The 14,769-nt window shown below is 63.5% G+C and carries 14 protein-coding genes; 4 read left to right on the top strand and 10 right to left on the bottom strand.

Annotated features, from left to right (window positions below):
- The first annotated feature begins 166 nt into the window (after window positions 1–166).
- Window positions 167–1,204, top strand: a complete 1,038-nt coding sequence (locus NKH23_RS24925; protein ID WP_352977193.1) for a phosphatidylglycerol lysyltransferase domain-containing protein — start codon at window positions 167–169, stop codon at window positions 1,202–1,204.
- Window positions 1,205–1,790: 586 nt separating this feature from the next.
- Here the strand turns inward: NKH23_RS24925 and NKH23_RS24930 are convergent.
- The 8 genes from NKH23_RS24930 to NKH23_RS24965 form a co-directional block, all read right to left on the bottom strand.
- On the bottom strand, window positions 1,791–2,867 hold the full coding sequence (locus NKH23_RS24930; RefSeq protein ID WP_352977194.1) for an ABC transporter ATP-binding protein: 1,077 nt from the start codon (window positions 2,865–2,867) through the stop codon (window positions 1,791–1,793).
- A complete protein-coding gene (locus NKH23_RS24935; protein WP_353025382.1) occupies window positions 2,864–3,664 on the bottom strand; it encodes an ABC transporter permease in 801 nt (266 codons plus the stop codon). Before NKH23_RS24935 ends, NKH23_RS24930 begins: the two co-directional genes overlap by 4 nt.
- A 1-nt stretch (window position 3,665) precedes the next feature.
- Window positions 3,666–4,526 (bottom strand): ABC transporter permease, encoded by an 861-nt coding sequence (locus NKH23_RS24940; RefSeq protein WP_502908356.1) that lies wholly within the window; start codon window positions 4,524–4,526, stop codon window positions 3,666–3,668.
- A gap of 66 nt (window positions 4,527–4,592) precedes the next feature.
- The gene (locus NKH23_RS24945) at window positions 4,593–5,612 is read right to left on the bottom strand and encodes an ABC transporter substrate-binding protein (protein WP_352719435.1); all 1,020 of its coding nucleotides are present in this window, start codon (window positions 5,610–5,612) and stop codon (window positions 4,593–4,595) included.
- 83 nt (window positions 5,613–5,695) lie between these two features.
- Window positions 5,696–7,171: an aldehyde dehydrogenase gene (locus tag NKH23_RS24950; RefSeq protein ID WP_352719437.1), complete on the bottom strand. Its 1,476-nt coding sequence runs from the start codon at window positions 7,169–7,171 to the stop codon at window positions 5,696–5,698.
- Entirely contained in the window at window positions 7,168–8,226 is a 1,059-nt protein-coding gene (locus NKH23_RS24955; RefSeq protein WP_352914735.1) for an LLM class flavin-dependent oxidoreductase, read from the bottom strand. The genes NKH23_RS24950 and NKH23_RS24955 overlap by 4 nt, the downstream gene beginning before the upstream one ends.
- 5 nt (window positions 8,227–8,231) lie before the next feature.
- Complete coding sequence (locus tag NKH23_RS24960) at window positions 8,232–10,031, bottom strand: alpha/beta fold hydrolase (RefSeq protein ID WP_352977196.1); 1,800 nt, start codon at window positions 10,029–10,031, stop codon at window positions 8,232–8,234.
- Window positions 10,024–10,611 carry an amino acid synthesis family protein gene (locus NKH23_RS24965; RefSeq protein WP_352977197.1) on the bottom strand — a complete coding sequence of 196 codons (588 nt, stop codon included), beginning with the start codon at window positions 10,609–10,611 and terminating at the stop codon, window positions 10,024–10,026. Before NKH23_RS24965 ends, NKH23_RS24960 begins: the two co-directional genes overlap by 8 nt.
- Window positions 10,612–10,751: 140 nt before the next feature.
- Between NKH23_RS24965 and NKH23_RS24970 the strand changes: the two genes are divergently transcribed.
- Together NKH23_RS24970 and dusA are read left to right on the top strand one after the other, a co-directional pair.
- Window positions 10,752–11,423 (top strand): GntR family transcriptional regulator, encoded by a 672-nt coding sequence (locus NKH23_RS24970; RefSeq protein ID WP_352977198.1) that lies wholly within the window; start codon window positions 10,752–10,754, stop codon window positions 11,421–11,423.
- 195 nt (window positions 11,424–11,618) lie between these two features.
- The gene (dusA, locus tag NKH23_RS24975) at window positions 11,619–12,611 is read left to right on the top strand and encodes a tRNA dihydrouridine(20/20a) synthase DusA (protein ID WP_352977199.1); all 993 of its coding nucleotides are present in this window, start codon (window positions 11,619–11,621) and stop codon (window positions 12,609–12,611) included.
- Between the two features lie 8 nt (window positions 12,612–12,619).
- Here dusA and NKH23_RS24980 read toward each other — a convergent pair whose 3' ends face one another.
- Together NKH23_RS24980 and NKH23_RS24985 are read right to left on the bottom strand one after the other, a co-directional pair.
- Complete coding sequence (locus NKH23_RS24980) at window positions 12,620–13,324, bottom strand: TIGR02281 family clan AA aspartic protease (RefSeq protein WP_352977200.1); 705 nt, start codon at window positions 13,322–13,324, stop codon at window positions 12,620–12,622.
- A gap of 13 nt (window positions 13,325–13,337) precedes the next feature.
- Complete coding sequence (locus NKH23_RS24985; protein ID WP_031193575.1) at window positions 13,338–13,571, bottom strand: DUF1289 domain-containing protein; 234 nt, start codon at window positions 13,569–13,571, stop codon at window positions 13,338–13,340.
- Window positions 13,572–13,768: 197 nt separating this feature from the next.
- On the opposite strand from NKH23_RS24985, the gene NKH23_RS24990 reads away from it, so the two are divergent.
- Complete coding sequence (locus NKH23_RS24990) at window positions 13,769–14,767, top strand: nicotinate-nucleotide--dimethylbenzimidazole phosphoribosyltransferase (RefSeq protein ID WP_352977248.1); 999 nt, start codon at window positions 13,769–13,771, stop codon at window positions 14,765–14,767.
- Window positions 14,768–14,769 lie beyond the last annotated feature (2 nt).

Genomic DNA, 14,769 nt, shown 5'->3' on the forward strand with positions numbered 1-14,769 from the left:
GCGCGGCGCGCCTTTGGGCGGGACCGGGGGCAGATTGCGCCTAGGACTCTGGCAGTTTCGGCCGGGTAGGCATGCCGCACCCAGTTAAGGATCAGCTCGCGGCAATATGATCGGTTTGGGGTCCGTCAGCTCTTTCATCGGCCTAGCCGGCACGCGAAAGTCGACCATGCCGTCACTGCGAAGACGCCTCGATCGATTCCTGGAAAACCGCGGGCCTAAAATGCCGCGGCTGCAGCTGAACCATGTCGAGCGCCTGGCGCTGGTTCGTCGCCATGGTGATTTTTCCCTTGCCTATTCGACCGCCGTGCAGAAGGGGCTTCATTACTTTGGCGATGCCCACGGCTACATCGCTTATGGCAGCAAAACGCGACATCATTTCGCGCTCGGTGATCCAGTGGCTGATCCGGCCGATCGGCGCGACTATATCAGACGTTTCATCGAGGTTGCCGGCAGCCCGTGGTTCGTGCAGATCGGCGAACAGACGGCGCGCGTGCTTGCCGGGCTTGGCTATCAGGTCAACCGCCTCGGCGTCGACACCAGGCTTGTCCTGCCCGGACACGACTTTTCCGGAAAGCGCAATGAGACAGTGCGCTATTCCGAACGCTGGCTCTTCAGGAAGGGGTTTTCCTTCGCGGAGGACAACGGGACCGTCTTCCTCGACGAGATTGCCAGGCTCTCCCAGAATTGGCGGGCCGACCGCATCGTCAAGCGCTGGGAGATGAGGTTTCTCAACAGGCCTTTTGCCGATCACCTTGGCGTCGATATGCGCCGTTTCGTCCTGCACGGTCCGGATGGGGAGCTCGCGGCCTTGCTGGATTTCGATCCGCTGTTCAGCGACGGCAAGCTCATCGGCTACACCACCTCGTTCAAGCGCAAGCACATCGATGCCTCGGCGCATGCCGAGATCGGCCTGACCAAATTTGCGGTCGACCGTTTTCGCGACGAAGGTGTTTCCGTCATCACCCTCGGCCTGTCGCCGCTTGTCGAAATCGAACCTAGCGGGTTTGCCGAAAGCGATTTCTGGCGGCGCGCTTTCCAGCGCGCCTATGACTCGCCGTGGGTCAATCGCACCCGCTTCAACCTGCAGGGGCAGGCGGCCTTCAAGCGCCGATTCCACGGTGTCGAAGAGCCGACCTATCTCGCCTTTCGCAAGGGGAGCTTTTTCGAAGCGCTTTCTCTGCTCCGGCTGATCAGGGCCGTCTAGTGCTTGGCGCGGATGAGGCTCGTCGGCTCCCAATTTGGTCGATCTGCCAAGCTTGATTGTTTAGGCGGGAAAAGGAATGCCGCGGTGGCTGCGAAAGACCGGCTGTGAAGCGCCGGACCATTCTTGCGGTCTTCGCCCCAGTCCCGCCGGGGCACTTTTGGCAGCCTGAGAACAGCTCCGCATCAGCGCCACGGGGTCGGATTCACGGTTGCTGCAGCGTACCGCCGGGAATAACGAGAGTACCCTGGCCCGGCCTCGAGTATCTGAAGCCTATGAAGAACAAAGCAACGATGACCAAACAAATGACGATGACCGCGACGACGCTGCCAGGATGGTGTCCGGTATCTGGCGGTTGGACCATTGCCTTCCCGTATGGCTATCGCCGCTGACCTTCTTCATCTTCCAACCGAGCATGACGACTGTCAATGGACAGAGGAGCTGCCCCCCGCCATCCAATCAGCCGCCGGTAGTGTCGAACACGTTACGCGCTTGCCGACGAAGCTGATGATGGACCGAACCACAACTTGTCCTAAGCACGCCTCCATCGCTGCGAAGCGTTGGATGGCGGCGATCCACCGCGGCTTAGTCAAGCCGGAAACAGGAACGCCGCCGCCGGATCGAAAAAGACCTGCCGGCTGCAGGGCGACACACCCTGCGATTGCATGGCGGCGGAGGTCGGCCTGATGTCAACCTCCTGTCCAGCGGGGGTGCGCGCGACGATCCGCCGGCGCTCGCCGTAAAATGCGATATCGACGATCTCGACATTCAGCTCCGCGCACGCCGGGCTCCGCTCCATGCTAAAGGCTTCGGGCCGGATCATCAGCCTGGTCTTCTGGCCTTTGCCGAACGTGCCGTTGGGCCTCACTCCGGATATGACCGAACCGTCTGTCATGCGGATCGTTGTCGTGCCGTTGGTGGTGTCGAGATGTTCGGCGGCGAGGAAATTCGAATTGCCGATGAAGCCGGCGACGAAGTCGGTCGCCGGCCTGAGATAGAGATCCTCGCCGGTGCCGGTCTGCTCGATGCGGCCATCCTTGAACAGGGCGATCCGGTCCGACAGATGCAGCGCCTCTTCCTGATCGTGGGTGACGTAGAGAATGGTGACGCCGGTCTGGCGATGGATGCGGCGGATTTCGCCCTGGATTTCCTCGCGCAGCTTCTTGTCGAGCGCCGACAATGGCTCGTCCATCAAAAGGATCGGAGGATCGTAGGCCAGCGCCCGGGCCAGCGCGACGCGCTGCTGCTGGCCGCCCGACAGCGCGCCGGGTAAGCGCCCGGCAAAGCTTTCGAGCCGCACCAGGGCCAGCATGTCGGCGACCTTTTTCTTCACCTCAGCATCCGGCCGGCGGCGAACCCGCAGCGGAAAAGCGACGTTTTCGGCCACCGTCAGATGCGGAAACAGCGTGTAGCGCTGGAAGACCATGCCGATGTTGCGCTTGTGCGAAGGCACTGCAAGCAGTGATTTTCCTTCCAGCAAGACATCGCCGGAAGTCGGGTCCTGAAAGCCGGCGATCGCGTAAAGCGTCGTCGATTTTCCCGAGCCGGAGGGCCCGAGGAAGGTCAGGAATTCGCCCCTGGGTATGTCCAGCGTGACATCGTGCACGGCGACGATCGCCCCGAACGCCTTGCGTAGATTGCGGATGGAGAGGAAAGGCTGGGTCATGTCCGGAACTTTCGCTGCAGCAGCGCCGTCACCACCATCAGGGCAAGCGTCAGCCCGACAAGCAGGCTTGAGGCGGCGGCGATCACCGGACTGAGGTCCGACCGCAGACTGCCCCAGATCTTGACGGGCAAGGTTTGCAAGCTGGGGCTGGCCATGAAGATCGCCACCACGACTTCGTCCCATGAGGCGAGGAAGGAAAAGATCGCGGCGGAGAAGATGCCGATCCGGATCGACGGCAAGGTGATCCTGAGCCTGGCCTCGAGCGGGCTTGCCCCGCAGACGATTGCCGCGTCCTCGATCGACTTGTCAAACCCTTCGAGCGCGGTGGCGATCGGAATGATGGCGAAGGGCAGCGCCAACACGGTGTGGGCGATGACGAAGCCGATGGTGGTACCGCCGAGGCCGAGGCGAAGGAAGAAGGCGTAGATGGCGATGGCGAAGACGACGACGGGCAGGACCATCGGCGTCAGCAGCAGGCCGCGCAGGATCTCACGTCCGGCAAACCGTCCGCGAACCAGAGCAAAGGAGGCGAGCTGGCCGATCGCCACTGCCAGGATCGCCGTCATGGTGGCGATCCGAGCGCTGGTCAGCGCGGCGTCGAGCCAGGCCGGATCGGCAAAAAGCTCCTGGTACCATTTGAGCGTCCAGCCGGGCGGCGGAAAGGCCAGCCAGCGCGACGAGCCGAAGGAGAGCAGGACGATGAAGACCACCGGCAACAGAAGAAAGCCGGCGACCAGCGCGGTGAAGCCGAGCAGGGCAACCCGCAGTCCACCCATGCGGTCATAGTCGAGCAGCATCTCAGATGCCTCCGCTAATGCGCCTGGCACCGACAAGGCGCAGCTGCAGCGCGTAGAGAGCCATGGTGACGACAAGCAGGATGAAGGCTGCGGCGCTGCCGAGCCCCCAGTTGAGCAGCGACTGGACCATCTGCGCGATCATTTCGGCAAGCATCATGTTCGACGTGCCGCCGAGCAGTGCCGGCGTGACGAAGTAGCCGAGCGACATGACGAAGACCATCAGGCCACCGGCGGCGACGCCGGGCAGCGACAGCGGCAGGAGGATGCGGCGGAACGCCTGGAAAGGGCTTGCGCCGCACAGCGACGCCGCACGCAGCGTCATCGGATCGATCGCCCGTAACGTGCCGACCAGCGGCAGGATCATGAAGGGCAGCATGATATAGACCATGCCGATGGTGACGCCGGTGAGATTGTTGATGAGCGGCAGCGGCTGGTCGATGACGCCGATGGTCATCAGCGTCCGGTTGATGACGCCGGTACGCTGCAGGAGCACCATCCAGGCATAGGTGCGGGTGAGCAGGTTCGTCCACATCGACAGAATGATGATGCCGAAGATGATCGAGGCCAGTCCCGAAGGCATGATCGCCAGCATCCAGGCGACCGGAAAGGCGACAAGGACCGTGACGATGGTGACCAACGCCGCGACCAGGAATGTGTTGAAGAACACCCGCGCATAGGTGCCGTCACCAAGCAGGGCAGCATAGTTCTGCAAGCCTGGCTCGGGCTCCGTGACACTGCGCAAAAGCAGCGCCAGCACGGGGACGACGAAGAACAGCATAATCAGAATCAGGGCCGGCAGCAGGCCATTGAGACCTGCCGGCACCCGCACCGTTCCAAAGTTCCGGCGTGTTTCGACCGACATGACAGCGACCCGGCTACGGGACGAGACGGCGCGAACCGTCTCGTCCATTGCGGTTCAAGGGCGGGCTTATTTCGCCTGCCAGGCATACCAGCGCGCGGCGATGGTGTCGCGATTGGCGGCCCAGTAGTTCATGTCGAGATTGATCTGTCCGTCGACATGAGCGTCCGGCAGCGATTTCACGGCATCGGCCGGCATCTCTGCCTTGGCCTTGGTGTTGATCGGCGCATAACCGCTGGCTTCGGCAAATTTGGCCTGGCCAGCGGGGCCGCTCGCCGCAGCGAGGAATTTCATCGCCGTATCCTTGTTCTTGGCACCCTTCGGTACCACCAGAACGTCGGCTGCGGTCAGGTTCTGGTTCCAGGAGACACCGACATCGGCGCCATCCTTGTCCAGTGCGAAGACGCGGCCGTTCCACAGCTGGCCGAACGTTGCTTCGCCGGATGCGATCAATTGCTGCGACTCCGCCCCGCCGCCCCACCAGACGATGTCCGACTTGATGGTGTCGAGTTTCTTGAAAGCGCGATCGAGATCCAGCGGATAGAGCTTGTCCGCCGGAACACCATCGGCCAGCAGCGCGATCTCGATGACACCGGGCGCCGACCATTTGTAGAAGGTCCGCTTGCCCGGGAATTTCTGCAGGTCGAACATGTCGGCCCAGCCGGCCGGTTCACCCGAAACGGCGCCCTTGTTCCAGGCGAGCACGAACGAATAGTAGAAACTGCCGACGGCGTGATCGGTGGTGAAGCGCGGATCGAGGTCGGCCTTCGGCACGGTCTTGAAGTCGATCGGCTCCAGCAGACCGTCCTTGGCCGCCTTGATGGCGAAATCCATCTCGACGTCGACGACGTCCCAGTTGACACTGCCGCTGTCTACCATCGCCTTCAGCTTGCCGTAGTCGGTCGGGCCGTCCTGCATGACCTTGATGCCGGATGCAGCGGTGAACGGCTCGGCCCAGGATTTGGTCTGCGCTTCCTGGGTCGTCCCGCCCCAGCTGGTGAACACCATGTCCTCGGCCTTTGCGGCCGTCGTTGCCAGAACTGTCGTTGCAATAAATCCGGCAAGGATGCCGGTGATGATCAGTTTCATGTCGTTCTCCTCTGTTGTTTTCGTTGTTGTCTGTTCGCGATCGGTCGTTTTCGCCTTGATCGCGCATCTCCGGCCAGCGGCGGCTACCGCATGACAAAAGGATCGGGAATCGGGTCGTCGGAGGTGCGTATCCACACCGATTTCGAACGCGTGTAGTCGCGGATCGCATCGAGGCCGCCCTCGCGGCCGAGCCCGGATTGGCCGTAGCCGCCAAACGGAACCAGCGGCGAGACCGCCCGATAGGTGTTGATCCAGACCACGCCGGCATGGATGCCGCGCGCCATGCGGTGGGCTTTTGCCAGATTGGTGGTGAACACGCCGGACGCCAGGCCGAACTTAGTCTCGTTGGCGAGCGAAAGCGCTTCAGCTTCGCTGTCGAAGGCTAGCACACATAGCACCGGGCCGAAGAGCTCTTCGCGCACGCAGGCAAGGGTCTGATCAGGCGCGTCGATAATCGTCGGCGCGTAATAGAAGCCGTCCGACATGCCCGCGGGGCGGATGCCGCCGGTGACCAGTTGCCCGCCCGCGGCCAAGCTTTCAGCAATGATCTTCTCTATCCATTCGCGCTGGCGCGAGGTGGCGAGCGGTCCCATTTCGATCGCGGGATCCTGCGGATCGCCAATCCTGATCGCCTCGGCCTTGCGCTTGAGCCGGGCGAGGAATTCGTCCTTCACGGAGCGCTGGACCAGCAGCCGCGAGCCGGCGACGCAGCTCTGGCCGGTGGCAGCGAAGATGCCGGCAACGACCGCGTTGGCGGCGCTGTCCAGATCGGCATCGGCGAACACCACGACCGGGCTTTTGCCGCCGAGCTCGAGCGTCGTGAAGGCGAGGTTTTCCGCCGTATTCCTGACGATCTGCCGAGCGGTCGAGGGACCGCCGGTGAAGGCGACGCGGGCGACGAGTGGATGACTGGTCAGCCGGTGACCGCAATCGTGGCCGAAGCCGGTCAGGATGTTGACGGTCCCGGCGGGAAATCCCGCCTCATGGACGAGTTCGGCGAAGGCCAGCAACGGGGCAGGGCCGTCTTCCGATGCTTTCAGAACGATGGTGCAGCCGGCCGCCAGCGCCGGCCCGAGCTTGACGGCGGACAGGAAGAGCTGCGAATTCCACGGCACAATGGCGGCGACGACGCCAATTGGCTCCGGCCGGATGGTCACTTCCATGTCGGCCTTGTCGATGGGGACAAACGAGCCCTCGTGCTTGTCGGCCAGCCCGCCATAATAGCGGTAATAGTCGCCGACATAGGCGATCTGGGCGCGGGTCTCGCGGATGATCTTGCCGGTGTCGCGCGTCTCGAGTTCAGCCAGCCGGTCGGCATTGGCGACCACCAGATCGCCGAGCCGCACCAGAAGCTTGCCGCGTGCCGTTGCCGTCATGGCTGCCCACGGGGCGGAGCGCAGCGCCCGGTGAGCGGCTTCAACGGCGCGGTCGACATCATCAGACGATGCAGCGGGCATCGTCGCCCATGGCGCGCCCGTCGAGGGATCGATGCTGTCGAAGGTCGCCGCCACTTCGACGAAGCTGCCGTCTATATAGTTCCTGAATTGAGTGGTGCTCATCGCAATCCAACTTTCGGCTCGGAAAAGGCCGGCATCACCCTGTCGATGAAGAGCTGCAGCGATTTCTTCTTGCGCCGATGGGAAAGGCCGCTGTCGATCCAGATCGAATACTGATCGTAGCCGAGCGCTTCGTAGGCTTTCAGCCTGGCGATCACCTCGTCGGCTTCGCCAATGACAAGGTTCTGCCTGATCTTGTCTGGCGCATATTGCGGCAACGCCACGATCTCGTCCTCGGTCAGCGCTTCCATTATGCCCTGGTGCACCGGCTTCTTGTTCTGGAACCAGGCGCCGAACTGGCAGTAGAACTGCGACAGATCCTGCGCGAGCCGGTCAGCCTCCGCGGCGTCCTCGGCAACGAAAGTATGCATCAGCAGCATGATCTCCGGCCTTGATACGTCGGGGTGGGCATTGCACGCCGCGTTGAAACGCTCCATCAGGCTGGCCACTTCGCCATCGCCGGAGGCAAGCGGCGTCACCTGGACGTTGCATTTTCTGGAAACCGCAAAGTCGTGCGAGTTCGGATCGCGTGCGGCCACCCAGATCGGCGGATAAGGCTTTTGCAACGGTTTGGGCGACGAGGTGGTTGAAGGAAACGACCAGAATTCGCCGGCGAGTTCGAAATCGCCATCCCACAGGCCGCGGATCGCCGGCACCATCTCGCGCATACGCTGGCCGGCACCCCAGGCCTCGAGGCCTGGGAAAAGCCGCTGGTATTCGTAAGCGTAGGCGCCGCGCGCAATGCCGATGTCTAGACGGCCGCCGGTGATGACGTCGGCCATCGCTGCTTCGCCGGCAAGCTTGATCGGGTGCCAGAACGGCGCGACGATGGTTCCTGTTCCGAGCCGGATGCGCCTGGTTTTGGCGGCGAGCCAGGCGATGTTGATGAACGGGTTCGGCGAGATGGTGAATTCCATCCCGTGATGCTCGCCGATCCAGGCAGTCTCGAATCCTGCCTCTTCCGCCTGCAGAACCAGCTCCTCCAGCTCGCCGACAAGCTCGGAATGCGGCTTGGCCGGATCCGATCGCTCCATGTGCACGAAAAGCGAAAACTTCATCGGTTTCACCCGCGGCCGGAAAGAGGAATTTGAGAAGGCGAGGGCTTGGCGAGCGGCCGGACTTCGCCTTCGACCTCGTTGCCGACATAGACGCCGAATGCATCTTCCGCACGCTCGCGCGCATAACGGGCAAGCATCGAACGAACCGCGGGATCGGCGATGTTCAGATCGGCGATCTGCTCGATGTCGACAAGCCGCATCTGGCGATCGTCGGAATAGGGGCCCTCGACCGTTCCGCGATAATAAACATGCGTGCGCCAAGGTTCGGCGGCATCGTCCCACACCGCGAACAGGAAGCCGAGCTGGGCGTCTATGGCCCTGGCGGCAAGGCGCCCCTTGAGGCTGCGCGCATCGTTTGGCGTGCCCAGTCCGCGTCCGGCAGGCAATTCATGAAACCCGTCGGCCGTTTCGACGAACAGCACACGGCCATCGTTCTCGAGAATGGCGCCGACCTCCGTATCGGGGGGAGCTGCCGCCAGCGCCTCCTGGCTGAGGCCGGGCGTGACGTAGGTGCCTCTGCAATAGCCGAGGGGCTGGGCGCCGTTGTGGCTGAAGTCGCGGACGCGGCCGATGAGGATCGAGTGATCGCCAGCATCGACCAGCTGCTCCATGCCGCAATCGAACACCGCAACGCAGCCGTCAATCAGCGGATTGCCGGTGCGGCCCGGTTGCCAGGCCACGGCCGCGAACTTGTCCGCTGCTTTGGAAGCGAAGATGCCGGAATGGGCCTTCTGGCTCTCCGACAGGATGTTGATGGCGAAACCTCTCGATGTCGAAAAAGCACTGTGTCCCAGCGCCCTCTTGGCGATGCAGACAAGCACCAGCGGCGGCTCGAGCGAGACCGAGGTGAACGAGTTGGCGGTGAAGCCGCGCGGTTCGCCTTCCGCGCCGATCGTTGTGACGATAGTGACGCCGGTCAGGAACGAGCCGAGTGCGCGCCGGAATTCGCCGCTGTCAAAGACGGTATCCGTCCCCGGCTTCACGCCGGCGTCTCCTGCCGTGTCGAGAAATTCCGTGATGTGTTTGGTCACTTTTTCAGGAGAAGCCATTGCCATCATGTGCCTTTCTCCGCTGATGGCAAGGCATTGGCCGCGCGGCGTGAGCCTCGCCATCGCCGCCGACATGGCCGGCGTCGAATTGCTGTCCTGCGACCCGGTCATGAACAGGGCCGGCGCGGCAAGGCGGGGGAGAGCATCGGCATGCTCGGCATCGGCATGGGCAAAAAGGCGATAGGTGCGCGCGTAGCCTTCGGGGTCGACGCTTTCAAGGGCGGCGCGAGCGGTGGCGGCCGCGCCGGCAAGGCTCGCCGGCAGCGGGTCGCCGAACCAGCGGGCAAGCGTTGCCGAGACGGCCGAAGCATCGCCATGCGAGCCGAGTGCTGCCGCACGTTCGCGCACGGCCTGCGCCAGCGCTGGGGGGCGGCGGAACACCGCGTTGAGGCAGACGACGGAGCGGATGCGCGAAGGCACGCGAAGGGCGATTTCCAGGGCGACCAGCGCGCCCATCGAATGGCCGACGATCGACACCGAAGCAAGGCCAAGATGGTCGAGCAGGCGCAGCGCCTGATCGGCGAAATCCGACAGGGCGGCGTCTTCCGGCGGCAGCGGTGAAGCGCCGTGGCCGAGCATGTCGATGGAGATCAGCTCGTAATGGTCTTTCATCGATGCAATCTGGTCGTGCCAGATCGTCGCGTTCATGCCGACGCCGTGAATGAGCAGAACCGGCGCGCCGGAGCCGGCGCGGATGAAGGCGGTTCCATCGGGAGCCATGTCCCGGACCCATGCGGAGGCGGCGGTATCAGCCATGCAGATCTCCGACCTCTTTCAGATCCTGATAGCGGTCGCCGATACGATGGTGCGGGCGGCCGCCGATCGAAGCGCCAAGCGCCACCACCAACTCGTCGGGCGCCGGTGCGTCACCGATCTGGAAGTGCACGGTCAGATAGTGAGAGCGGCGGCCTTCGTCGTTCTTGTCCATCAGCGGGATCATGATCGGCGTGTTCGGCCCGCCGCGCAGATTGGTGAAGGCGAGATAGGTCTTGGCGCCGACCGCGCGACGGTAGTGATTGCCGAAATGCAGCGTATGGATCAGCGCCGATGCGTGCTCGATCTCGCCCGAAGTTCCGCAGATTGCGGCCTTGCCATAGCCTTCTATCGCCTCGCCGGAACCGGCGACGGCGAGGATCTCCCGGGTCAGCATCTCGCCGAGGATGGGAGCAATGGCGCGGATCTCCGGGGACAGATCCTCGATGAAACCGCGGCCGGCCCAGGGATTCGTCAGAACCGCGGCAACGCCGATCAGGCGCAATGGTTTGGGCGCTGCCTTGCCGCCCTCGATAAGCGTGTTCTCGATATAGGTGACGGTCTTTCGGATGGCCGGTTTCATAAAATCCTCGGTCGCGATGGCACCATGTAGCACTGTCACCTCTATATCGTCTTATGGTATACCATGCTATGGAGCGCCAAGGACCTTGTCAATCGGCTGCGGAATCTGTTTTGTGGCGGCCCAAGCGAGGCGGAGAAGAAATGTCAGACGATACGCTGCGGATCGACCGCTCGGCCAAGACGTTGAGGGCGCTGGCACTGGAGCGCATGCGCGAGGCGATCATGGGCTTCCATTTCCAGCCCGGCGAAAGGCTGATCGAACGGCCGCTTTGCGATCAGCTTGGGGTGAGCCGTTCCGTCGTGCGCGAGGTTCTGCGGCAGTTGGAGGCTGAAGGCTTGGTGCAGATGATACCGGGCCATGGGCCGGCCGTGGCCAGGCCGGATCTCGGCCGCACCGACGAAATCTACGAATTGCGGGCGCTGCTGGAGGGCATCGCCGCACGGACTTGCGCGCTATCGGCGACCGACGCGCAGATCGCTTCGCTCGATGCCGCCTTGACGAACTTGCTTGACGCGTGGGCGTCCCGCGCGCCGGTGGAGGTGATGCGGGCGACGACCAAGTTCTACGAAACGCTGTTCGAGGCGGCCGACAAGCGCATAGCCTGGGAAATCGTGACGGGTCTGAACGTCCGCATCAACCAGCTCCGCTCGATGACGATCGCGTCGGAGAACCGTCGCGAGCCGGCGATCGCCGAAATGACCGAAATCATGGATGCCATCAGGTCGCGCAAGCCGGAAGAGGCGGAGGCGGCAGCCCGGCGACACGTCGAATCCGCGTGGCAGATCGCCCGCAACACGCTTCGCCTTGGCTGACTGGTATGCCGCCGGCGGTGCATCGTTCCACGGCAGGCATCTAACTGGTGCGTACAGTGACATATGTGACATGCCAATTTGCTTCCAGTTGCGGCGGCAAAATCGTATATCATGTTAGTTGGGTGTGCATCTCTTGCCAAATTGCTCTGTCATTCAACGGAGTATCGGACGGACCGAGACAGAGAAAATAGTAAAATGAATACTTTACGCCACAGACTTGCGGTGGCACCTATGATGGATTGGACGGACCGGCACTGCCGGTTCTTCCATCGCCAGCTGACGCGCGAGGCGCTGCTCTACACCGAGATGGTGGTGGCCGATGCGGTCATACACGGCGCACGCGAGCGGCTGCTCGGCTTCGACGACAGCGAACATCCGGTGGCTCTGCAGCTCGGCGGCGCCGATCCTGGAAAGCTGGCCGAGGCGGCGCGCATCGGCGAGGCCTTCGGCTATGATGAAATCAACCTCAATGTCGGCTGTCCGTCCGACCGCGTCCAGTCGGGCACCTTCGGCGCCTGCCTGATGAAGGCGCCCGTACTCGTCGCGGATTGCGTCGCGGCGATGAAGGCGGCGGTGAAAATACCGGTTACCGTCAAATGCCGCATCGGCGTCGATGAGCAGGATCCGGAACCGGCACTCGATTCGTTGGCCGACGGTGTTTTCGCGGCCGGCGCAGACGCGCTGTGGGTGCACGCCCGCAAGGCCTGGTTGGAAGGACTGAGCCCAAAGGAAAATCGCGACATCCCACCGCTCGACTATGGCCGCGTCTATCGGCTGAAAGCCAGAAAGAAAAACAAATTCATCGGCATCAACGGCGGCATTCAATCTCTCGCAGAGGCGCTGACGCATCTCGACCATGTCGATGGCGCCATGCTCGGCCGCGCCGCCTATCACACGCCAGGGATACTGACCGGCATCGATGCCGCGTTTTACGGCAGCACAGCTGAGCCGTTCGATTTTGCCGCACTGATCGATGCGATGGCGGACTACGCGGCACGCCATATCGAGCAGGGCGGCCGGCTGGGGCATGTCACCCGGCACATGGTCGGGCTGTTTCACGGCCTGCCCGGTGCACGCCGCTACCGGCAGATCCTTTCCATCGAGGCGACCAAGCAGGGTGCCGGACCGCAGGTGCTCAAGGCGGCTTTCGCAGAGGTCGATTTCGGCAGGACCGCAGAGGCGGCCTGAGGAAAAACTTAATCCCGCAACACCATGCGGTCACCGCGTACGTCGAAGCCCGATAGCGAGCCGATGAAATTCATGCCGAGCAGGCTCTGGCCGAGCGTGCCGGGTGCGGCGATCATGATGGGCATGTCCTTGCGCACGATGCCGCCGATCGACAGTTCATCGGTTCGCACGGCGGCGGCGCGTGTCATGCCGTTGGCGGTAGAGATCGGTATGGTGAAGCGGAGAGCCGCCGAATTGAACCCGACCGCCAGCGCGTCCTCGGCGGTCAGCACGGTGCTGGTCGCGCCGGTGTCGACAACCGTCAGGATTGGCGTGCCGTTGATCGTGACGCGCGCTTCGAAATGGCCGCTGCCGGCCTTGTCCAGGGTGACGGTGGCATGGCCTTCTTCCACACCCAGCGCCAGCGGACTGCCGGGAACAAGGCCGGCGGTGATGCGGCTGGCGAAATCCTGCAACTCATAGCGGTACTGATAGCCGGCGATCAGCGCCAGCACAATGGCAGCCCAGGCGCCGAGGCTGCGTGCCATGGTGCCTAACGGCCTGCCCGATCTGAGCAGGCCGGCACCGACGAGCGCCGCTAAAGCGCCAAGCCAGATCAGCTGGCTGAAGTTGTAATTCTCAATGCCGAATGTACTGCCGGCGGAATCGTTGAGCATGAGCAGGAGTACACCCGCCCCGATCGCGACGATCAGAATCCACAATAGTCGGTTCATCTCTGCGGCCGGTTCACGAGAGGGCGTCGCGTTCGCGTGCCATGCGGCTGCGACGGGTTTCCCGGCGGGGGCGTCGCTCGACCGTTTCCAGCCTTGCCGGCAGCTCGGCCATGACGCTGCGGCGGGTTTGTGGGGTCATGTCGATCCAGGCGGCGATTTCCTCGCGCGTGCGCCCGCAACCGAAACAGAAGCCGGTTTTCATATCGATCGAGCAGACCAGGATGCACGGGGATTCAATGGCCGTCATAAGGATTTCCTTGGCTAGCCTCCACATGGTGCAACGACAAAGTCAATGCAAGCCCTCCGGGATGCGCCGCCAACGAATGCTTTCGCGTCAATACCGCCAAGTTGTACCGGGCCTGGAGGTTGTGCCGGCTTGAGGTTGTGCCGGCTGGCCAAGGCGGCTATGCCGCTCACCAATTCATACGGACGATCGCCATCGACATGACCAGCGCGCTGCCTTTCGACGATTTTCGCGACCTCCTGGTGAGCCTGCCGCCGCCAGATATGGCGGCCAAGGCCCGCGTGCGCCAGTTGTTTGCCAAGGCAGACAAGCCCGAAGGCTCGCTCGGCCGCATCGAGGACATCGCCGCCTGGCTCGCCGGCTGGAGCGGTCGCGCGCCGCCGGCGGTGACGCGGCCATTGGTGGCGATCTTTGCCGGCAATCATGGCGTTACCCGCCACGGCATTTCGCCGCGCCCCGCCGCCGCCACGGCAAATGCAGTCGAGCTCTGCGCCGCAGGCGGTGCAGCAATCAACCAGATCTGCATCGCTCATGATCTCGGCTTGAAGGTGTTCGATCTGGCTCTGCACATCCCGACGGCCGACATCACCGAGGATGCGGCACTGGACGAGCGCGGTTGCGCCGCCACCATGGCCTTCGGCATGGAAGCGATTGCCGGTGGCACCGACCTGCTTTGCCTTGGCGACCTCGGCGTCGGCAATTCGACTGTCGCCGCGGCTCTTTGCACGGCACTTTTCGGCGGCAGCGGCGCCGACTGGATCGGCCCTGGATCGGGGGCCGACGCGGCAATGCAGAGGCGCAAGGCGGAGGTGGTCGATGCCGCGATCACGTTTCACGGCGCGAGCCTCAAGGACCCGCTGGAAGCGCTGCGCCGGGTCGGCGGACGGGAATTCGCAGCGATCTGCGGCGCCATTCTGGCGGCGCGGATGCAGAAGATCCCGGTGCTGCTCGATGGATTCACGGCGACTGCGGCCGCTGGTGTCCTACATACCGCCAACCCCGCCGCGCTCGATCATTGTCTCCTCGCAAGCCTGTCGCCGGAGCCTGGCCATGCCAAGGCCGCCGAGCGCCTCGGCCTTCGCGCACTGCTCGATCTGGGCGTCAGCCAAGGCGAAGGGGTAGGGGCGGCTCTTGCCGCCGGCCTGGTCAAGGCGGCCGCGTTGACCAGTTCAGGCATGGCGGCGGCAGTCCGCGGCTAGGC

It is taken from the genome of Mesorhizobium sp. M1328, assembly GCF_040318075.1.
Lineage (GTDB): Bacteria > Pseudomonadota > Alphaproteobacteria > Rhizobiales > Rhizobiaceae > Mesorhizobium.

Coding starts and splice junctions, on each gene's coding strand:
- NKH23_RS24925 (WP_352977193.1), top strand. CDS start 167: ATGCCGTCACTGCGAAGACGCCTCGATCGATTCCTGGAAAACCGCGGG.
- NKH23_RS24930 (WP_352977194.1), bottom strand. CDS start 2,867: ATGACCCAGCCTTTCCTCTCCATCCGCAATCTACGCAAGGCGTTCGGG.
- NKH23_RS24935 (WP_353025382.1), bottom strand. CDS start 3,664: ATGCTGCTCGACTATGACCGCATGGGTGGACTGCGGGTTGCCCTGCTC.
- NKH23_RS24940 (WP_502908356.1), bottom strand. CDS start 4,526: ATGTCGGTCGAAACACGCCGGAACTTTGGAACGGTGCGGGTGCCGGCA.
- NKH23_RS24945 (WP_352719435.1), bottom strand. CDS start 5,612: ATGAAACTGATCATCACCGGCATCCTTGCCGGATTTATTGCAACGACA.
- NKH23_RS24950 (WP_352719437.1), bottom strand. CDS start 7,171: ATGAGCACCACTCAATTCAGGAACTATATAGACGGCAGCTTCGTCGAA.
- NKH23_RS24955 (WP_352914735.1), bottom strand. CDS start 8,226: ATGAAGTTTTCGCTTTTCGTGCACATGGAGCGATCGGATCCGGCCAAG.
- NKH23_RS24960 (WP_352977196.1), bottom strand. CDS start 10,031: ATGGCTGATACCGCCGCCTCCGCATGGGTCCGGGACATGGCTCCCGAT.
- NKH23_RS24965 (WP_352977197.1), bottom strand. CDS start 10,611: ATGAAACCGGCCATCCGAAAGACCGTCACCTATATCGAGAACACGCTT.
- NKH23_RS24970 (WP_352977198.1), top strand. CDS start 10,752: ATGTCAGACGATACGCTGCGGATCGACCGCTCGGCCAAGACGTTGAGG.
- dusA (WP_352977199.1), top strand. CDS start 11,619: ATGAATACTTTACGCCACAGACTTGCGGTGGCACCTATGATGGATTGG.
- NKH23_RS24980 (WP_352977200.1), bottom strand. CDS start 13,324: ATGAACCGACTATTGTGGATTCTGATCGTCGCGATCGGGGCGGGTGTA.
- NKH23_RS24985 (WP_031193575.1), bottom strand. CDS start 13,571: ATGACGGCCATTGAATCCCCGTGCATCCTGGTCTGCTCGATCGATATG.
- NKH23_RS24990 (WP_352977248.1), top strand. CDS start 13,769: ATGACCAGCGCGCTGCCTTTCGACGATTTTCGCGACCTCCTGGTGAGC.